Annotated in this window: 12 protein-coding genes; 8 read left to right on the plus strand and 4 right to left on the minus strand. The window is 45.3% G+C overall.

Annotated features, from left to right (window positions below):
• Positions 1 to 87: 87 nt before the first annotated feature.
• From NST94_RS02305 to NST94_RS02335, 7 genes are all read left to right on the plus strand, one after another.
• Complete coding sequence (locus tag NST94_RS02305) at positions 88 to 1,041, plus strand: ABC transporter permease subunit (protein ID WP_051491255.1); 954 nt, start codon at positions 88 to 90, stop codon at positions 1,039 to 1,041.
• Positions 1,042 to 1,058: 17 nt separating this feature from the next.
• Positions 1,059 to 1,949 (plus strand): carbohydrate ABC transporter permease, encoded by an 891-nt coding sequence (locus NST94_RS02310; RefSeq protein ID WP_036682603.1) that lies wholly within the window; start codon positions 1,059 to 1,061, stop codon positions 1,947 to 1,949.
• A gap of 92 nt (positions 1,950 to 2,041) precedes the next feature.
• Positions 2,042 to 3,736 (plus strand): extracellular solute-binding protein, encoded by a 1,695-nt coding sequence (locus tag NST94_RS02315; RefSeq protein ID WP_036682600.1) that lies wholly within the window; start codon positions 2,042 to 2,044, stop codon positions 3,734 to 3,736.
• 118 nt (positions 3,737 to 3,854) lie between these two features.
• Positions 3,855 to 5,765, plus strand: coding sequence for a histidine kinase (locus NST94_RS02320; RefSeq protein WP_339281606.1), 1,911 nt, complete (start codon positions 3,855 to 3,857; stop codon positions 5,763 to 5,765).
• A complete protein-coding gene (locus tag NST94_RS02325; RefSeq protein ID WP_339281607.1) occupies positions 5,762 to 7,321 on the plus strand; it encodes a response regulator in 1,560 nt (519 codons plus the stop codon). The genes NST94_RS02320 and NST94_RS02325 overlap by 4 nt, the downstream gene beginning before the upstream one ends.
• Positions 7,322 to 7,394: 73 nt before the next feature.
• On the plus strand, positions 7,395 to 8,198 hold the full coding sequence (locus tag NST94_RS02330) for an AAC(3) family N-acetyltransferase (RefSeq protein ID WP_076278895.1): 804 nt from the start codon (positions 7,395 to 7,397) through the stop codon (positions 8,196 to 8,198).
• Between the two features lie 38 nt (positions 8,199 to 8,236).
• Positions 8,237 to 8,875 (plus strand): histidine phosphatase family protein, encoded by a 639-nt coding sequence (locus tag NST94_RS02335; protein WP_339281608.1) that lies wholly within the window; start codon positions 8,237 to 8,239, stop codon positions 8,873 to 8,875.
• A 106-nt stretch (positions 8,876 to 8,981) separates the two neighbouring features.
• Here NST94_RS02335 and NST94_RS02340 read toward each other — a convergent pair whose 3' ends face one another.
• Both NST94_RS02340 and serS read right to left on the minus strand, forming a co-directional pair.
• The gene (locus tag NST94_RS02340) at positions 8,982 to 15,302 is read right to left on the minus strand and encodes a 5'-nucleotidase C-terminal domain-containing protein (RefSeq protein ID WP_339281609.1); all 6,321 of its coding nucleotides are present in this window, start codon (positions 15,300 to 15,302) and stop codon (positions 8,982 to 8,984) included.
• 415 nt (positions 15,303 to 15,717) lie between these two features.
• Positions 15,718 to 17,007: a serine--tRNA ligase gene (gene serS / locus NST94_RS02345; protein WP_076124541.1), complete on the minus strand. Its 1,290-nt coding sequence runs from the start codon at positions 17,005 to 17,007 to the stop codon at positions 15,718 to 15,720.
• Positions 17,008 to 17,408: 401 nt separating this feature from the next.
• Between serS and ssuE the strand changes: the two genes are divergently transcribed.
• Complete coding sequence (ssuE, locus tag NST94_RS02350) at positions 17,409 to 17,957, plus strand: NADPH-dependent FMN reductase (RefSeq protein WP_036682586.1); 549 nt, start codon at positions 17,409 to 17,411, stop codon at positions 17,955 to 17,957.
• Positions 17,958 to 18,138: 181 nt separating this feature from the next.
• On the opposite strand, the gene NST94_RS02355 is transcribed toward ssuE, so the two are convergent.
• Both NST94_RS02355 and NST94_RS02360 read right to left on the minus strand, forming a co-directional pair.
• Positions 18,139 to 19,170, minus strand: coding sequence for a ribonucleotide-diphosphate reductase subunit beta (locus NST94_RS02355; RefSeq protein ID WP_339281610.1), 1,032 nt, complete (start codon positions 19,168 to 19,170; stop codon positions 18,139 to 18,141).
• A 284-nt stretch (positions 19,171 to 19,454) separates the two neighbouring features.
• Positions 19,455 to 21,788 carry a ribonucleoside-diphosphate reductase subunit alpha gene (locus NST94_RS02360; RefSeq protein ID WP_076142084.1) on the minus strand — a complete coding sequence of 778 codons (2,334 nt, stop codon included), beginning with the start codon at positions 21,786 to 21,788 and terminating at the stop codon, positions 19,455 to 19,457.
• Positions 21,789 to 21,797: the final 9 nt, after the last annotated feature.

Below are 21,797 nucleotides of genomic sequence, written 5' to 3' on the forward strand. Positions count from 1 at the left end.
ATTGTAAGCGCTTTAGATTAAATACAGATATAGAGCCTGGAGGTCCAAAGGATGGAGAACAAAAAAAGCATGGAAGTAAGCTCAGCGATGAAGCCGTTAATTCCTGGCAATTTCGAAACCGGTAAAGTAAATCGGAGCCCGCTTTGGAAGAGGTTCATTGCCCAGCGTCATTTGCAGACAATGGCTCTACTCGGCATTGCGTGGATGATAATCTTTAACTACATTCCCATGTATGGAATTATCATTGCTTTTAAAGATTACAACATCGTTAAAACGATTGCAGAAGCCCCATGGGTGGGACTTACACATTTCAAAGAGTTCATGGATGATGACAATCTCTCGAATGTAATTAAAAATACGCTCGGCATCAGCTTGTTTAAGCTAATTATCGGATTTCCATTGCCAATAATATTTGCTCTATTTCTGAATGAAGTTCGTTCAATGAAATTCAAGAAGACCATACAGACGATTTCGTATTTGCCCCACTTTCTCTCATGGGTGGTACTCGGAGGGATTTTGGCTACATGGCTTGCTGATGTAGGAATTATCAATAACATTTTGCTAGCGCTTCATCTGATTGATCAGCCAATTACATACTTGGCTGAGCCTGGTTACTTCTGGACAATTATTATCTCCTCTGATATCTGGAAAGAACTTGGATGGTCAGCGATTATCTATTTAGCAGCAATTTCCGGTGTATCTCCTGAAATGTACGAGGCGGCGACAATCGACGGCGCGGGCAGATTTCAGAAGATGTGGTATGTTACCTTGCCGGCGATTAAATCGACAATCAGCATTCTCTTCATTCTCGCGGTCAGCGGAGTGCTGAACTCCAACTTTGATCAGATTCTGGTCCTGCGCAACTCACTGAATGATAGTGCAAGTAATGTAATTGATTACTATGTGTACTATACAGGGATTCTCTCAGGCCGCTTCTCTTACTCAACTGCAGTTGGATTGTTAAAATCGGTTATCGCTCTAATATTGCTGCTGATTGCCAACCAAGTATCTAAAAAAATCAACGATACATCGTTGTTCTAGGATAAGGAGGACCATATATGTTTGCACTTAAGCGTAAAACCAAGGGCGAGGCCCTGTTCGATATCATCAATAACCTTATCATGTTATGTATCTGCTTCATAACGCTTTACCCGATCTGGTACGTATTGGTTAACGCCTTCAATAACGGTAATGACGCCATGCGGGGAGGAATCTACTGGTGGCCGCGGATGTTCAGCTTTGAGAATTTCGAGGCCGTGTTTGCCAGCCCCGGCATCATGCAGGCGATGTGGGTTACTGTCGCCAAAACACTTTTGGGTACTGTACTGCATGTATTTTTCACAGCGATGGTAGCTTATGCATTCTCCAGAAAAAACCTCATTGGCGGTAAGTTCTACATGCTGATGGGTACAGTGACTCTCTTTTTTGGCGGGGGACTCATTCCTACCTTCCTGCTGATGAAGGACCTTCACCTATTGGAGAATTTCCTAGTCTATATTATTCCGGTTATGTTTAGCTTCTTTGATCTTATTATCTTCATGACCTTCTTCCGGGAGATTCCCGATGGGCTGGAAGAAGCGGCACGGATTGACGGTGCTAATGATTGGTCCATCTTTCTAAGAATCGTACTTCCAGTATCCATGCCTGTAATTGCTACCATTGCGCTGTTCCATGGCGTGTATCAGTGGAATGATTACTTCACGGGTATGATCTATATCAATAATACTGATCTGCAGCCGATTCAGACGTATTTGTTCCGGGTCGTCGCACAATCGAGCTCTAGTCAAATGATGGTCGCTGTACAAGGCAGCAGCGTTACGAGAAGCGTAACGTCACAGTCCATTAAGCTGGCGACGATGGTAGTGACCACACTGCCGATAGTATTCGTGTATCCGTTCCTGCAGCGTTATTTCGTTAAAGGGATGATGATCGGCTCCATTAAGGGCTGATGTCTAGCAGTGATAACTCCTCCGGTTGCCTACAGCTGTAGGCACTGGGGTTGAGCTTATAATTAACATTCATAGAAAAGGGGTAAACAAGCATGGGCATGAAACGTAAGCCAAAAGCAATGGGAGTTCTGCTTCTCGCAATAATGATGTCATTGTCAGCCGCAGGCTGCTCCAGCGGGAATAATGCTGGCAAGAATGCCGAAGGTAATGCTAACAGCGCTAAAGCTACTAATACGGAGGCAAGTGCTGAACCGACTGCTGCTGCATTATCAGCAGATGAACCGGGATGGAAGATTGATACTTCACCCATTACATTTGACTGGTACCTGAACTTCTCATGGTTCCCTAATAAATGGGGCGTAGACCCAACCTCCCAATATGTAACTAAGAAGACCGGAGTTGATATTAATTTCATCGTTCCGGCTGGTAACGAGAATGAGAAGCTTAACACGCTGATTGCATCCGGTAAATTGCCTGATTTCATCACTTTGGGCTTCTGGGAAGATGCGATTAAGAAAATGGTCGAAGGTGAACTTGTTCTTCCATTGAACAAACTTGCTGATGAATATGATCCGTACTTCTTTAAAGTATCCGATGCTGATAAGCTGGGCTGGTATACACAAGAAGACGGCAATGTGTATGGCTATCCTAACTCTTCTTCCTCTCCTGCCGACTATGAGAAATATGGAGAAAATTACGTATCCAACCAAGTATTCGCTGTCCGCAAGGATATGTATGAAGCTATTGGAAGTCCAGATATGCGCACACCAGAAGGTTTCTTGAATGCGCTTAAATTAGCGAAAGAGAAATTCCCTGACGTAAATGGACAGCCGCTTATTCCACTTGGTTTGCATGAATTTACCGAGAACGGTAACGATTCTTTGGAAGGTTACCTGCAGAACTTCTTGGCAATCCCAAGAGAAAAAGATGGCAAGGTATATGCTCGTGAAACCGATCCTGAATATATCCGCTGGATGAAGGCACTTCGTCAAGCGAATCAAGACGGTCTGCTGGCTAAAGATATCTTTATCGACAAACGCCCACAAATGGAAGAAAAAATTGCCCAAGGCCGTTATTTCGCAATGCTGTATCAACGTACAGACTTTGCAGCACAACTAGGAACGATTTACCAACAGGATCCAACTAAAACGTATATCGCTGTTGACGGACCTTCCAATACGAACTTGGATAAACCAACCCTTGATGGGCCCGGTATCTCCGGTTGGACGGTAACACTGATCTCCAAAGATGTTAAGGATAAAGCACGTGCTATCCGCTTCCTCAGCTACTTGAACAGTGAAGAAGGCAACAAAGACTTGTTCTTAGGCGAAAAAGGTGTCAGCTACGATACGATTGATGGAAAAGATCAATTTAAACCAGAAGTGTTTGATTTGATGAATAAAGACCGTTCGACGTTTGATAAGCAAATCGGATCTTCCTTTACATTCTGGATGCTGCAAAATACGAATATCACAGACCAATGGGCTCCTAAATCGGTAGAACCATTTAAGCAATTGGAAGATTGGACTAGAGGTAAATCCATAGGCTCCTCCGAGTTCCAACAAATCGAACCAACAGGAAACTCTCCTGAAGGTATCATCGCTTCGAAGCTGAAACAGCTGCGCGGTAAAACTATGCCGAAATTGCTCATGGCTTCCTCCGATGCGGAATTCGATAAGATTTGGAATGAGTATTTAGAGAAGAGAAAGAAGGAAGGCGAAGATGTATTTGATGCCTACCAACAAAAGAAATATGAAGAGAATAAAGTGAAGCTGTCCATAAAATAAAAAGCATGACCCAAAATGCCCGCTAACTGCGGGCTTTTGGGTTATTTTCGAATTATAATAAGGAATAGATATTAAGTATTTGAATATTCACTATTTTAGCGAGGTGGACAGGACAGAAGTGTATAAAGTGAATAGGCGAGATCGAACCAGAGCATTATGGCATTCTTTTAGTTATTGGTGGGGGCGAAGATCACTTCAGAGCCGTTTAATTGCAGCTTATGTTTTTATTGTTTTAGGCCCGTGTATGCTGGTTTCTGTCTACTCCTATAAAGCCATTAATAATACCTATCTCCGCGATGCTGTCGAGAAAAATGATTATTTGTCGCAAATGGAGAAGCTGCATATTCATAATCAGATCGAAGCGATGGAACGGGCGGCGCAAATGGCTTATTCTGATGCCGAAGTAGAAAAATTCTTAGCGAATGAAACCGAACCGCAGCTAGTAGATTTGGTTGATTTTAATACAAATGCTTATGTAAATATGACTCGTATTCAATTTAATAATCCGAATATTGAGCATTTAAGACTGTATTCGAGAAGTAATAAGGTGCATGAAATTTGGCCGATTATCTTTCGCGAAGAGCGGGTTTCTTCCACCCCATGGTTTCAGAAAGCGCTTCAATTGAAGGGGCAGGAATACTGGTCTTTTCAGAAAAATGATCCGGATTTGATGCAGAGATACTCGGGAGCACCGACGGAGAGTCTGCCAAAGGTTTCTTTGCTGCGTGAGAAGAGTCGGCCAGCAGACAATCATATCGGCATGGTGCAGGTGGATATGCTGCTTAGTCGGTTTACACCCAAGACGTATACAGATGTACGGGATAATCAGACCCAGATGTTCCTTGTGGATAGTGAGCTGCAGCTTTTTACCAGGCCGGACAATTCTTTTTTGCAGGATAATCTAGAGATGGCTGATATGATTGCAGAACGGTATAAGCAGTTCCGGGAAACTGGCGAATGGGACAGTAATTACTCGGAGAATGGTAAATCGTTTTTGTTAATTAACACTCCGCTAGAACGAATTGATGCTTATTTGTTAAATGTAGTGTCAATGGAGGGAGTGATGAAGGATATCTCCCGCACGCGCAACTTAATCATTGGAGCCAATGTTGGTTTTATTACTTTACTAACGCTGATCGCTTATGTGACAAATGCCTTTATTCTAAAAAATCTGCGTAGATTGACCGAAACGATGAAAAAAGTGCGTAGAGGTGAAGCGTACACTGGAATAATGATTCGTGGTGGAGGGGAAGTCGGGGAGCTTGCCCATCATTTCTCCAAGCTGATGAACACCATCAATACGTTGGTGGCTCAGGCAGTGAGCAAGCAGGCGTTGTCTAAAGAGGCTGAGCTGCGTACGCTGCATAACCAGATTGACGCACATTTTTTGTATAATACGCTGGAAAATATAAAAATGCTGGCTGAAATTGAGAACCAGCGAACGATCTCGGATGCACTAACCTCGCTGGGTGGGATGATGCGCTATAATTTTAAATGGGCCGGAGAGTATGTGAAGCTGCGGGATGAAGTCCGCCACATTGAAAATTACATTGAAGTGATGAATATTCGTTTTGAATATCCGGTTAAGTTAGTGCTTCATATTGAACCTCGATATTTGGAGCTGGAGGTGCTGAAAATGTCACTGCAGCCTATTGTAGAGAACAGTGTTAAGCATGCTTGGTGCGACGAGAAAGAGAATTTACAGGACCCGAACATTCATATTCATATTTCGGAAACGGAAGGTGATATTTGCATAGAGCTTCGTGATAATGGCATCGGCTTAACTCCAGAGCGTTTGGTTGCTTTGAACGAGGCGATTTATGCGAAAGATGAGCGCCGTGAGAGTGCTTCAGAACAGAGGGATGTTGACCGCCGAACAGGTGGTATTGGACTGAGAAATGTACATCAGCGACTGCAAATCTTTTATGGTGATGAATATGGGCTTGTAGTACAGAGTGAAGCAGGGAGTTGGACGATGGTACGTCTGACCTTGCCGAAAGTTCTTTTGACAGGAGAAAAACAACTATGAAGAAGCTACTGATCATTGATGATGAAAAGAATATCCGTTACGGTCTCAAGACTATGATAGAAAGAGAATTTCCGTCCGTGTATACCATCACAATGGCGAGTAATGGCGCAGAGGGTTTCGAGATATTTAAGACCGAAGGTGCAGATATTATTATTACAGATATACGTATGCCAGTGATGGATGGAATTACACTGTTGGAGCAGATATCTAAGGTAACAAGTGGTGAGAAAAGCCCAGCAGTGCTCATCTTAAGCGGTTATGATGATTTCGAATATGCCAAAAGCGCGATTCGTTATCGCGTGAAGGATTACTTGCTGAAGCCGATTCGCCGAGATGAGTTGTTCGAAATTTTGAAGAATATCGATAAGGAACAGGAAGAACAGGATCTCAGCGCAAGGCAGCTGGAACAGGAAACGGAACACTTCCGCAGGGAACTGCGGTCCAGTCGTTTGCGGGGACTGCTAATGCAGCAGGAGGTTCCGCTGGAGCGTGAGCAGCAAGAGTGGCTAAGTGATCTACAAGCACCTTTTACAGTTGGTGTGTTGAATTACTATTACAATGACGGAACAAGAATGAAGTCGGGGGATGTTCAAGGACTGGCGGAACGATTGATCGGACCGCTTGAAAAGTTTTTCTCGGAAATCACAACGGATTGGGATGGCAAATTAGTCTTGATCGGGAGCAGAAAACAGGATTTTATAGAGCTGTTCAGACAAGCTGAAGCTAAGGAAATAAAGGGATTATCGATTGGGATTAGCAGCGAAGGAGGAAGTCTTGAGGACCTCCGTTCCTGTTATAAGGAAGCATGCCGGGCACTGCAATATACTTTTTTATATCCGCAAGTGAGTTTGTTGGATTATGGGGATGTTGGACAGGGACGGTCTAACTTTCCGTTACCTAAGGAAGAGCTTCGCAAGCTGCTCAATATGCTGGGAACAGAACGCGAGAAGGAGATGAAGCATCTTCTATCTGTGATTTTTCAAATTGAGCATTTGAAGGAACTGGACCTAGCTTATCTGGAGTCCGTGGGACAGAATGTAAACGAACTGGTGTTGGATGAAGTGTTTCGGGTACATGGCGAAGCCTCGGTAGAGGTATTGAAGCTGTATCGTACGGTAGGCAATATGTACAACTATCGTCATTTCCACGAATATTATCGTGCGCTGGAGAACTTACTCTTGAGTGTGAATGAATACATTGTAGGCGTAAGGTCTGCGCATACCGAGCATGCGGATATGGAAGAGGCACTGAGCTATATTGAAGCCAACTATGCCCGTCCACTGAATATGGCTATGGTCAGCAATCATGTATCCTTGAATTATTCTTATTTTAGCGAAGCCTTTAAGGCATATACCGGTGAGAATTTTGTTATCTATTTAAAAAAGGTCCGCATCCGTCATGCTAAAGAGCTATTGGCAAAAGGCTGCAGTAAGCTCGCAACAGTCTCAGAAGAGGTAGGCTTCGAGAACAGTAAACAATTTGCCCGTGTTTTTAAAGAGCTGGAGGGGATTTCCCCAGGTGATTATAGAGCGAAAATAGTATCCGAAGAGTGTTGAGGCTATTGAAGATGCATTTAGAAGCGGCCCTCCTATATAATGGATTTGAGAAGATTCATTGGAGGAATGAAGGGTGGAAGAAATACAAGGCAATTTGATTACGGTTCAGACATTAGCAGCGGATTTTCGTCGACTGGGCGTTAAGGCGGGCATGACGATTTTATTGCATTCTTCTTTTAAATCGTTAGGCCAATGGGTAGCCGGGGGCCCGGTCGCTGTTATTTTGGCATTGGAGGAGGTCCTCGGAGAATCTGGCACGCTGGTAATGCCCACTCATTCCAGTGACCTGACTGATCCCGCAGGCTGGAGCAACCCACCGGTGCCGGAGGCGTGGTGGCAGAGTATCCGCGAGCAGATGCCGGCTTATGATCCAGACCTGACCCAGCTTAGAGGAATGGGGGTTATTCCGGACTGCTTCCGTAAACAAAAAGGAGTAAAACGCAGTGACCATCCGATTCATTCGTTTGCCGCTTGGGGCAAGCATAGAGACGAAATTATGTATGGTCATTCGATTGAAATGGGTCTGGGGGAAGATTCTCCGTTGGCTCGGATTTACGATTTGGGCGGACATGTACTGTTGCTGGGTGTTGGCAATCTTAATAATACTTCTCTGCATCTTGCCGAATGCCGCGCATCTTATGCTGGCAAGAAGGAAACCCTTGGCGGGGCGCCCATTATGGTGGATGGAGTTAGGCAGTGGGTGGAATTTAAGGAGCTGGATTGGGATTCTGACGATTTCGTTCAGCTGGCAGATCAGTTTGGACAAGAGACGGGACTTATTACATATGGACAGGTTGCTTCCGCAACCGCTCAATTGATTCCGCAACGGGAAATCGTAGATTATGCAGTGAACTGGATGGAACAGAACAGGAAGTAAAACCTCATTGGATAGGGGAAACGGAAGGAGAAGCTGGCATGAGTACAACAACGATATTTTTAACCCGGCATGGTCAAACGGAATGGAACGTGCAGCATCGGATGCAGGGACATATGGATTCTGAACTAACAGCGCTTGGTGTACAACAGGCTGAATGGCTGAGCCGGGGAATGCGCACTGAACAGCTGGATGTCATCTATGCAAGCCCCAGCCCAAGGGCGCTGCGCACAGCTGAGATTATTCGTGGAGAGCGGAGTACTCCGCTTAAGACCTCTGAGGCGTTCAAAGAGATTGGCATGGGTGTGTGGGAAGGCCGTGATTCTACTGAGCTGGAGAGCGAGTATTCGGAGCAGCATCGCAATTTCTGGCAAGACCCTGAGCAGTTTAAAGTGGAGGGTAGTGAGACCTTCGCAGAGGTGCAGGCACGGGCGCTGGGTAAGCTTCAGGAAATTCTCGTTGACCATCAAGGTGAGACCATTCTTATTGTCACACATACAGTAGTGATTAAGCTGTTAATGGCCTATTTTGAGGGCAGAGCGCTGCCTAAGCTCTGGGATCTGCCTTACATTTATCCGACCTGCTTATGCAGGGTTGATTTTACGAATGGTGTGCCGGAAATCCTGCTGCATGGGGATACGAGCCATTACGAAGAGAGTGAAGCTGGGATGGAATCATAACACTTCCTACAGATCAGATTGGGTTTATAAAAAAAGGCGGTTCCTCGGGTGCATTACGCACTCGAAGAACCGCCTTTTTGACTTCAGAGCTGGAGATCAGCTTTTGCTAGTTGATAAACTGGAGAGATTTCAATGTCTTCTCCAGCATCGTAACCGCTTCGGCACGAGTTGCCAGCTTCTGTGGAGCAAAGGATCCATCTGTTGCTCCTTGGATAATTCCCTCAGCAGCGATTTCTGCTACTGCTGCTTGAGACCAAGCAGGAATGCTTGCTGCGTCACTGAATTTAGCCAGTGCCGCAGGATCGGCATTTAAGGTTTTACCTGTGTACTTGATGGCTTTCGCTAATACCGAGGCCATTTCCTGACGAGTGATTGGGCTACCCGGCTTAAAGCTGCCATCGGTATAACCGGAAATCAATCCGGCTTCTGCTGCGGTGCGTATAGCATCAGCATACCAAGCACTTGAGTTTACATCTTTAAATGTGGTCTCACCATTAGCTGTCGCAAGTCCCAGAGAACGCGTAATTAATGCGGCGAACTCAGCACGTGTGATCGACTGTGAAGGAGAGAACGTATCGTTGCTTGTTCCGCTGACAATTAGTTTGGTAGCTAATAGATCAATGGATGATTTAGCCCAGTGTCCGTTAGTATCTGCGAACGTTTTGGAAGACTTAACAACGGTGTAGTAGCTGTTACTGTTCCGTTTAATCGTAACGTCCGTTGTTCCATCTGCTTTAGGAACAAAGATAGCAGGCACGAAGGAGATCTTACCTGAAGCAGGATCGAAGACCACTGCCGTTGCGTTATTTGAATTTAAGACGGCAGGTACATTGATCGTGCGCTTCACGTAAGTGCTGCCGAAATTGTTCAGCGGCACACTCTTAGTTCCGGCTTGCGCTGAAACGCTGAATTCGATTACTGGAGCAGCTAAAGTAGCATTACCTAGCTGTGATGCTATAGCTTGGTTTGTGCTGCTTAGTGTTCCCGAATTCGCTACTAGAATGGATACCGTAATTGTAAAGTCGCTGGTGCCTAATTGAGCGGCAAGTGCTGCGCTGTTTACAACACGGAGTGGCAAGGAATAAGAAGCACCATCAGTAGTAAAGGTAAGAACTGTGTTAGGTTGTGCTGCTGCTTGTTTTACAAGCACACTGCCTGGAAGCACTACTTGAGCGCCGCCTGTAGTGGCTTTAACCGGAATAACCAGCTCTTGGCTACCCGTTGGCAGTTCAGCAAGTTGTTTGGTTAGATCAGCAGCATCAATTGTTGTTACTTGTGCTGAAGCAATTGGAGCCACAGTTGGAGCAACAGTTGGTGATGGTGTAGCTGTTGGTACTGTTGGAGCCGATGTTGGTACTGATGTTGGTACTGAAGTTGGTACTGATGTAGGCACTGAAGTTGGATCTGGTGTTGGTACTGGTGTTGGTACTGGTGTTGGGTCTGGTGTCGGAGTTGGATTTGTCTCCGGCAGTGGTGCACCTTTCAGATCAACAATCCGGCCTTCAACGGCGGAAGTGTTCGCAGTGACCGTTCCAACCTTCTGCAGATACTTCGTAAATACATCAAAGTCCGGTAGGTACAGCAGATTCACGCGGCCTTCTTTATAGGCCTTTTCAAGTGAAGTATAGAAATCTCCACCCTTCGCTGTGAAAGCATTCGTAGCTACTTCGTAGGATGCGTTCAGATCCAGAGGAACGTATTTATCCCCGTTTTTCACTTCAATACGCAATACACGTTCGTTCACAGGTTTCGTAGAGTCGTAATAGAATTTCAACCCTGCAACGTGTGGGAAACGTCCGTCTGCTGCCGGCGTTTTGGAAACCCCGTTCTCCATAGCATCCTTAATTTCTTGTCCAGTCAAAGTGATCGTAACCAGATCGTTGTTGAATGGAAGTACGCCGAGTACTTCGCCTTGTGTGATCGGTCCTTCGTTGATGGATTCGCGAATACCGCCGCCGTTTTGCAAGGCGATTACGGCATTAGTGCCCGCTTTTTGAGCTGCATAAAGCATGCCATCGGCAATCAGGTTACCAAGATTAGTTTCCTTTGTGCGCACATTATCACGAACGCCGTTTAGAACAACCTCTGAATTTCCTACTACCTCATTGGTTAGTTCTTGAATACCCGGCTTATACTCGGTATCCAGGATCTTTTTAGCTTCAGGGTCCTCTGCGATAACGTAGTTAGTACCGTTTTTAGCATCGATGGAGATTAATTGGTCTTTCCAATCGGTCAGTACGCCATCTTTGTTAAATTTAACTTCAAGTTGGCCAAGGAAAAGACCTTTTTCACCGGTCTGTACAATAAGCTTCGGTGCGTTAGGATCGGTGTTATCTACAACGGCTTGATCCAGTTGCGTGTGGCTGTGACCCCCAACGATAATATCAATGCCGTTAACGGCTTTGGCTAGCTTGAGATCTTCTTCATAGCCAAGGTGTGAAAGAACAATGATCTTGTTAACTTTCTCTTTTTCAAGCATAGCGACCGTTGCTTCCGCTTTAGCGAAGGCATTCTCGAAGGTCACTTTACCTGGTGAAGCAATGTTCGCTGTATCTTCTGTCGTCAGACCCATGATACCGACCTGTTGGCCGTCTACTTCTTTGATCAGCGCAGGGTAGATGGTTCCAGCATTACCTGAGCGGCCGATTTCATTGGTGAACATTTTGCTAAGAATATCATCCGCTGAGAAGTTCACATTGGAGGAGACAAATGGGAACTTTGCGTTGCCAATGAATTTGGACAGTACATCTGAATCTTTATCAAACTCATGATTACCGAAAGTCATAGCATCATATTTGACCAGATTCATAAAGGCCAGGTCTGCTTGACCCAGATACTTATTGAAGTAAAGTGTTCCGGAGAACACATCACCTGCGTCCACAAGAATAGGATTCTCTGTAGTCGCCTTGGCATCTTTAATTGCTGTTACACGGCGTAAGATGTTGTTTGGCGAGCTGACAGTATCTAATCCTGCATGTGTGTCGTTGGTGTGCAGAATGGTTAGTGGGAAGTCTTCAGCAGTATTAAAATCAATCTGTGCCAAAACCGCATCGTGATCGGATACCCGACCGTTCGATGGTGAGAAGTCGGCATTTAGATGAACGACATCTACTTTAGAAGAAGCCGTTAGATTTTTACTGACAAGAATATGATCTAGCACTTGAGAGTTTCCGTCATAGGTGTACGTATACTGCTCATTTAAAGGCAATGTATCGATCAAATTATCTAGTTCTGTACCTTTTAAGAGGGTTGCAGTTTTAGTAAATTGGAAATCATTCAAATCGCCAAGAGCTACGATGTTGGCTTTAGGATTTGCAGTCAGAACCTCTTTGACAAATCCGTTTACGACCGCCGCGATTTTATGGCGTTGTGTTTCACTGGACAATACAGGGGGCTGAACATTTCCGAAAGGACCGGTATCGCCGCCTTTTGAATTGAAATGGTTAGCGATCACAATTACTGTTTCGCCACCGAATACGAACTGTGCAGCAAGGGGTTTACGTGAACTTGCAAAGGCAGAGTTTGTTGGATCAATTCGTCCTGGATTGTAGGTCAATTGATCTGCCGCTGCGTTATATCCAACGGATTGTGTAGCTGTACCTTTTTGTCCGCTCACACTGTCTGCAAGCTGTACTCTTGCTGGATTGTACAGGAATCCTACGCGAATGTTTCCGCCTGGGGCACCGCCATCCATATTGTTCTCCGGAGCGATATCTGTGTATTTATATACAGGACCGCCAGCGGTTTCAATAGCCTTAATCAATTCGGCTGCACTTGCTTCAGTGATACCATTATTGGCTTCACCATTGCTGTCCTGCATTTCGACAACGCCGATAATGTCAGGTTTTTTCATATTGTTTGTGATGGAGTCGGCTAGTTTCTGGATTTTTGTTGCTCCGACACCCGGGTAGAAGTTTTCAATGTTGTACGATGCGATCAACAACTTACTATCATTGACTTCAAGAGTAGTTGTTTCTTGCTTAAAGGTACTTGGAGTGATGGCTGGAAGCTTACCGTTTTCCGGAATCACTTTGAAGTTACCGTTGTTGTATCCGATGACGCCAGTTACATCTCCCGCGAACTTATCTCCGGTGATGACTTCTTGACCCGGATTTCCGTAAGCAATGATGAGGCGCTGAGGATTGTATTGGTTGTATTCTTTGAGAACTAATCCACCAGCTGGTGTGATGACATCAGGTGTTTCATTTTCTACTCTTGTAGGGATGTTATACAGCATGGAATTTCCGCTACCACTTGTCCAGTAAGGACTGATAATCGTAGGGGTAGGGAGCTTGACGAGCATACCTTCTAACGATTCGTAGAAATCAATTGCATCTTCATTAGGCTCAAAATCAGCCATGCCGTCATTGTCAATTATGGAAGACGGAATGGCTCTCCCGCCTTTACCAAGTACGACAGGCTCCGGCACAGTATAACTTGAAGAGGAGTCTACTTTTATTGAAGTCATAGTAATTTGAGTAGAGGTTAAATTACTTGCGTTACCTTCGTTGTATTCGGAAACAGCTCCACTAACTTGGACTAAATCTCCAATTTGAGGCTTAAGGGATGAATTAGTGCTGTATACAAAAATACCTTCCGAAGTGTTTACATTATCGTCTGGCTGAGGGTCTTGCATAAAGAAACCTCTATAAGCGCCAGTGGCGAAGGTGTACCCATATTGGGTAACGATGCCTTCTACATCGGAAACGTTCTGACCTGCATACTCAGAAGTATGAGATTCTCCTTGAATATCATGTATACGAGGGAGTTCAGATGCTTTATATGCAAAGGTATAAACCTTACTTGTCTTGCCATCTGCTACGACAATTGCATGGATGGTAAGATCTTGATTAACTGTAATCGGATCTGAATAAAGCTTACTTGCTGTTGTTGGTTCAGTTCCGTTGGTCGTGTAGTAAATCTGTGCTCCAAGAGTAGGGCTGGATAGGGTCACAGAACTTCCTTTGATGATGCGACCTGCGCCAGGGCTGGCCATAACGGAGAAAATTTCTTCCACCAAAGCATTTTCATTAAGTGGAATGAATTGATAAGTCGTACTATATTGCTCGATAACCCCAGTGATATTGTCAAAGGTTTTACCCTTAACTAGTTTAGGCAGGGTTGAAAAAATTGTGAATTGTTGTCCACCTTGGCTAGCAGTCACCGTGCTGCCATTTACATTGTCTATGGTCACATTATTCATAGTTACCAGCTGAGCTTCGTGGCTTTCGCCGTTCGCGGCAGACAAGTCGGTTGCTGTAATCAATTTTGGTGCAGGCACCCCAACATTTTGTGCAGCTACATTGTATTGAAGTCCACTTTGGAATTTGATTTCTTGCAGGTTGCTGTAGATATCCATTGTGCCGCTTACTTCAACACGATCTCCAACGTTTGCGAACTCTGGGAAACCATAAAGTACGATCCCGCCGGATTCATCCTGAATATACATTTTTGCTGCATTAATGTGAGTTACGATACCTTCTGTTAAAATATTCTGACCTTTACTAGCAAGGCGTGCTGTTGCAACATCTGTTTTGGCCAGAATGGTGTAGTCAAAAGTCGATATAGGGCTGTCTGGCATATTTGGTTCTGAAGCATACGCTTTAATCGTAGTGTCCTCAGTTAAGGTAATAGGCCCTGTGTAAGGTTGGAAATTAGTTGAACCACCTGATCCATAAACAGCTGCATAGACGGATGCTCCAACCGTTGGAGAATTCAAAGATATTTCTGTACCAGCCGGCCAGGCATTAGGGGCTGGTAAAGCTACTGCGGAACTAGCAGTTTCCGGTAATTCAGGTAACGTACCGTAGGTGCTGTTCCGTGGACTTGGTGCTTGGACAACAAAATCCGTAGAGTTGTTATCCGTATCTAGACCGCGGCTATCAGCCGGTGCACCAGCCGCAGCTTTACGGATAGCGGCTGTCGTATTGGAGAGAGCAGCGGTCGCACTTCCCTCGACATTTGTAGCTGTTCCGTAGCCAACTAAATCAATTGTTGTACCTGATTTATCAACGAGGTCGACTTTGCCGTTTGTACCACTCATAGCAAGGATTCCCTTGCTAACATCAGGAGTAGGCAAGTCGGTAGTTCCTCCCGTTCCAGCGGCCTCCTCAATAAGGAAGTATCCATTTGCCGGGATGGTTCCATTTAAGTCTGTTCCGCTACTAAAGGTTCCGGCAGCTGAGGTATAGCGAACTTTCCATCCAGTCAAATCTACTGGATGATTTGTAGGATTGTATAATTCAATAAAATCATTTTTAAGTTCCGCTCCGCCGTTTCCACCACCACCATAGACCTGCGAGATAACAATATTGCTATTATCCGGTGCTGCCTCGGCAGTCTGGACAGCTGGTAACACACTGCCGGCAACCATTAACATTGCCAGTCCAGTAGCGAACCATTTCCTTACTCTTGAAGAAATAATCATTTGGATAAGTCATTCTCCCCTCGAATCTTTTATTTACAACCTATTAAATCTTAGCATTCAAATGTAAAATGAAAGGTTGTCTTTCATGAATATAAATTAAAGTTTGCATCATTTAAATCTAAAAATTGAAATGTTGTGATTTTAGTATAAAAACAGTGCATAAATACAATATTAATTATAAATTTAGTATTTTTATGGTTAATAGATCACCGATATTTTAATTTTATGTTATATATATTGTTGAATTTATTATGGATTGCGACAAATTTATTCTAGAGTTTTGTTAATTTTTACATAGGGAAAACAATAGAGATTAGAATTATATAGAATGTATCGGAACAAAAATAATGCCCCTCCAGCTTCTTATCCAGAAGTGGAAGGGCATTATTAATTTTAAATCTACTTGGACAACACATCACTGCTGGTGCGGAAGCTCAAGCCGTTCAATTCCATCCATATATTTACGCAGTGCCTGCGGAATGTAAATGGATCCATCCTCCAGTTGATGATTCTCCAGCAGCGGAATTAGGATCCTTGGTGTAGCCACTGCGGTGTTGTTTAGGGTGTGGCAGTATTGCAGCTTACCGTCGGCATCCCGGTAACGAATGCCCGAACGACGAGCTTGGAAATCGAGCAGGTTGGAAGCCGAGTGTGTCTCTCCGTATGCCTCTCTGCTTGGCATCCAAGTTTCGATGTCATACTGCTTATGTGTCTTCAGGGACATATCTCCTGTGCAGACAGACATGATCCGATAGGGAAGTTCCAAGAGCTGTAGAATATGCTCTGCATTCGCAAGAATCTCCTGCAGCATGCCCTCTGATACGCCCTCATCATTCCGACATAAGATAACTTGTTCAATTTTTGAGAATTGATGAACACGGTACAGGCCACGCACGTCTCGTCCCGCCGATCCTACCTCACGGCGGAAGCAGGCCGACATTCCGGCGAGTCGCATTGGCGAATCCAGTTCGACAATCTCATCGCTATACAGCGAGACAAGCGACACCTCCGATGTGCCTACCAGCCAGCGATTGTCTCCGTTTAGCTCATAGGTCTGATCCATCCCGCCGGGGAAGAAGCCCGTACGTTCCAGCGCTTCCGGACGGACAATCACGGGAACATCCATCACCGTGAACCCGCGGGCAGTTAGTACATCAATGGCCAGCCGCTGTACAGCGAGATGTAACAACAACCCTGCACCCTTCAGCACATAGCTGCGTGGGCCGCCTGCTTTGACGCCACGGGGGATATCGATGATATTGTGGAGCTCGCCTAGCTCTACATGATCACGCGGTTTAAAGCCGAATTCCGGCAACGTTCCGGTTCGTCGCAGTTCTACATTATCTTTATCATCATGGCCAATCGGTGTATCCTGCGATACAGGGTTTGGTGCGAGCAGCATGAGTTCTCCACAGCGCCGGTCTGCCTCAGTTAGTTCTGCCTCATAGAGATTCAGGCGGTTGTTCAGTTCTCTTACTTGTTCTTTAACTGCTTCTCCTGCCACGCTGTCACCCTGTCGTAAAAGTCGTTCAACCTCTTTGGTCAGCCCGTTACGCTGGGCTCTCAACTGTTCCGTATCTTGGCGCAATTCGCGCCGTTTCTCATCCCATTCCAGCAGTTCATCCAGTGGGAAGTCGACTCTTTTCCAAGCCGTAATGTTTCTTACAAGTTCCTGATTGTCTTTGATCCAGTTCATATCCAGCATACCGTTTCGCTCCTTTTTGGTTAAAAAAACGCAAAAAACGCCCTCATCCATGGGACGAGGAGCGTCAGCTCGCGGTGCCACCCAGGTTGATCGAATCTCCTTAACTGCAGGAACAATCCGACCCTCTTTGGTCTTCGCGATAACGGGCGAAACCCGGTGAACTTAGGGAGTTGTTGTAGACTCCGGTCGCAGACGCCTCACGGTTGGATGCCGATCATTGGCCTGATTGTTGGATTTAATATTGTTGCTTAGTATAACGTAAGAGTAGGAGGAGCGCAAGTGGTTATGGTTTGACAAAAATATCAATTCTACGTTAGGATTAGTATTAATTTAAAGTAATTTTGTCGGGATAATAAATAAAGCAGTGTGAGCTGCTTAAGTGGGATGGAAGAGGTGGAAAAGTGGCTAAAATTGTTGTGATTAACGGAACGCCTTCCCTGGTATCGCGTATCAATGCAGCTATAGAATATGCGGAGGCCAGCTTAACCAATCAGGGCTTCGAGGTTGAGCGTATTAACGTAGCAGAACTACCAGCGGAGGATTTGATTCACACTAAGTTTGAAAGTGAGTCTATCGTCAAAGCCAATGGCCTTGTAGCGGAAGCTGATGCGGTAATTGTGGTTAGCCCGGTTTATAAAGCTTCTTATACAGGCGTGTTGAAGACCTTTTTAGATCTGGTTCCACAAAAGGGATTGGCCGGAAAAGTTGTACTCCCGCTGTTCATGGGCGGCAGTCTTGCACATCTGCTCACAATTGATTACGCATTGAAACCTGTGTTGTCTGTACTGGGCGCGCGTTACATTCTTGGCGGCGTCTATGCCGTGGATTCTCAAGTGGTTCGTAATGATCACGGAGTGGTAGAGCTTGCTGAGGAGCTGAAGCTGCGCCTGAACGATGCATTAGATGAGCTTGCAGAAGAAACTACACATCGTGTGGAACGCAAGGCATAAGACTAAGTAGCAAGCCTTCTGTGCTTAGTGCTAATAACAAACGTATAAGCGTCTCTTTCATCCCTGATACCAGGGGAGAGGGGCGCTTTTTGCATTATATAAGCTATAGCAAAAAGGCCATCTCACTAAGAAAATAGAGAATGGCCTCTTTTTTTATATAGGGATCGTTATATATCCGGTCTTACAAATCGTCGAATCCGTTATCGTCGCCAACCTTACCATAGTTGCGGGATTTGGCTTCGAAGAAGTCAGTTTTGGTAGCATTAAGCGCATCATCGGAGAAAGGTTTGATCCAAGGCATACAGTTAACGTCAACACCTTGATAAGCTTTTTCCATACCCATCAAAGTCAGACGTTTGTTCGCTGTATATTTGATGTAGTCGCTAAGCTCGTTAAGATCAATACCAAGCACGTTAGTAAGTGTGTAATAAGCCCAGTTGGTTTCGAGCTCTACCGCGCGGTCGATGGTACGGTATACGTAATCCATGTTTTCTTTGGTGTTCAGCTCAGGGAAGTCTACAAGCAGCTGCTTAAATACTTCTGCGAAGAAGTAGCAGTGCTGATTCTCGTCACGTTGAATATAAGAGATCATTTGGCTAGTCGCCATCATCTTCTGGTCACGGGCCAGATTGTAGAAGAAGGCGAAAGTGCTGTAGAAGAAAATTCCTTCCAAGATGAGATCTGCTACCAGCGCATGGAAAAAGGTCTGTCTCGTAGGGTTATCACGGAACTCTTGATAAATATCAGAGATAAACTGATTACGTTCCAGCAGGACAGGATCTTTTTTCCAATATTCAAAAATTTCCTTCTGCTCACTCTCCGACACGATAGAGGAAAGAACATAGGAATAGGATTGGTTATGCACCACTTCTTGCTGCCCGATAATAGCGGAGATAGCTTCCAAAGAGGAATCGGTGAAATAACGCTTCACGTCGCTCACGAACATCGTCTGCATCGAATCCAGCACAGCGAGTAGGGAGATATTAATCTTAAATACGCGTTGTTCCTCGGCATCCAGCATCGGGAATTGTTGCGCATCCTTGGACATTGGAATTTCATCCGCGATCCAGTGATTAAGCAGCAGTACCTTATACAGCTTGTACATATGAGGCATGCGAATGTCATTCCAGTTCAGAATACCTGAGCATTCACCGTCGATAATGCGTGTGGATTGGTTAGGTGCTTCAGTATTAAAAATCTTTTGTAATTGCATTTCTTATCCCTCCATTTTTTGCGCGGGTAATCTTTCTTGGTGTCTTGTTCATAGAAAGACGGTGATGGAGTAACGGAGAGGAAGTTTGGAGCTGTAGGAGCGTCAGCGTTCGCCCGAAAGCTTTCCGTAGGAAAGCTCGCATCGAAAGCATATGCTGTCATCGGATGTCATCCGCTAATAGCGGTAAAGATCTAGACCTCTGATGACAACAGCGGCCGGAAGCCCAAACATTCCTCGCAGTTACGAAATTCATCATCGTTTTTCTATTCAGGGCACTAAGATAATTAGCTAGCGCAAGATTCACACTCTTCTATAGTCAAAGCACGGCTACGCACATAATAAGTTGATTTCAAGCCGCCCTTCCAGGCATTCAGATGCAGTTCCAGGAACTCGGTAGCCTTGATGTCAGGACGGACATACAGGTTGAAGCTTTGGCCTTGATCGACGTGACGCTGGCGAGCAGAAGCCATGCGGATCGACCAGTTTTGGTCAATCGTAAATGCTGTCTTATAGTACCAGATCGTTTTGTCGGACAGATCCGGTGCTGGGTTAGCAATCTTATAAGTTGTTTTTTCTTCATAGGAAAGCAGTTCATACAGCGGATCAATGCTGGCGGTGGAGCCGGCAATAATCGATGTAGATCCATTCGGCGCAATGGCGAACATCCAAGCGTTACGTACGCCGTCCTTAGCTACTTCTTCTTGCAGCTCGCGCCATTGCTCAGTCGTTACATATTTACCTTCTTGCTCACCGCTAACATAACCGCGGGAAGTGAAGTATGCGCCAGTCTCCCAATCGGATCCAGCAAATTTCGGATAACGGCCTTTTTCACGGGCAAGCTCCATGCTCGAACGAACCAACAGGTAGTTGATATGTTCATATAAATGATTGTTATATTCTACGGCTTCATCGGATTCCCAACGAATGCCCTTGAGTGCCAATAGGTGATGCAGGCCGAATGTGCCGAGACCTACTGCGCGGTACTGGCTGTTCGTGTATTGTGCCTGCAGAACTTCAATATTATTAATGTCGATTACGTTATCAAGCATACGAACTTGGATCGGAACAAGTCTTTCTAATACGCCAGCTGGAATCGCCCGTGCTAAGTGAATCGAATTCAGATTGCAGACTACGAAGTCGCCAGGGATTTTGGAAATAACGATCCGGGTCTGGCCATCTTTAGTTACTAATTCTTCTTGCTCAATAACTGTTGCAGACTGATTCTGCATAATTTCTGTACACAGGTTGGAGGAGAAAACCATACCTTGATGACGGTTTGGGTTGGTCCGGTTCACGGTATCGCGGTAGAACATGTACGGTGTACCCGTCTCTAGCTGTGATTTCATAATCCGTTTCATGATGTCGATCGCAGGAACAGTGATCCGGGATAATTCCAGGTTCGCTGTAGCCTCAGCATATTTTTCACGGAAAGTACCTTTGCCAAGCTCTTCATCGTAGAAATCTTCCAATCCTAGTGGACGGCCATTTTTATCTGTCCAGCCCATGACCTTTTTCACCTCATGAGGGCAGAAGAGGTTCCAATGGCTGCGCGATTCTACAGCTTCCATGAACAGGTCAGGCAGGGAGACGCCATGGAACACGTCATGTGCACGCATGCGCTCGTCACCGTTGTTCAGCTTAAGATCGAGGAAAGCGAGAATATCTTTATGGAATACATCAAGATAAACAGCTACAGCACCTTTACGTGTGCCCAACTGGTCTACGCTGACTGCTGTATTGTTCAACTGGCGAATCCAAGGGATTACGCCGGAGCTTGTGTTCTTGTGGCCACGGATATCCGAACCACGTGCTCGTACTTTTCCAAGGTAAACGCCGATGCCGCCACCCATTTTGCTTAGACGTGCTACGTCTGTATTGGAGTCAAAGATACCCTCTAGGGAATCGTCTACAGTATCAATAAAGCAGCTGGATAGTTGTCCAGCGACCTTTTTGCCGGCATTGGACATTGTAGGTGTAGCAGCAGTCATGTAGATGTTGCTCATAGCCCAATAAGCTTCTTTTACAAGCTCAAGACGTTTCTCAGCTGGCTCACGGTGCATCAGGTACATAGCAATAATCATATAACGTTCTTGTGGAAGCTCCATTACACGGCCGTCAAAATCATGCGCCAAATAACGGTCGGATAGCGTAAGCAGACCGATATAGTCAAACAAAAGGTCGCGTGTATAATCGATACAACCGCCTAGTTCGATAATTTGTTCTTTGGTGTAATGACTTAGAAGTTCTTCGCGATAGATTCCTTTTTTCACGAGATCCGTAATTAGTGGATACAATTCACCGTAAGGCTCTTCTGGATAAGCTTTGTAGCGGCGATGAACGGCAGCTTTTTTATAAAGGGTAGTCAGAAGGGCGCGGGCAGCTGCGAACTTCCAGTTAGGCTCTTCTTTTGTTACAAGCTCTAGAGCGCTCATGGTGAAGGCATTGCTGATTTCTTCTCCGCTTACCGAGTCACGACGCAGTTTGGAATTCACTCCACGCAGCAAAGTTTCTTTATTTAGTTGATCGAGACCTTCCAGAATACGGTCAGCGTAGACGGAGAGACGGTTCTCATCAAAAGCCAGTTGGCGATTATCCGGTTTTACTACGAATTGCGGCATAGTTAGTTC

Source organism: Paenibacillus sp. FSL H8-0282, from assembly GCF_037963825.1.
GTDB lineage: Bacteria > Bacillota > Bacilli > Paenibacillales > Paenibacillaceae > Paenibacillus_AQ > Paenibacillus_AQ odorifer.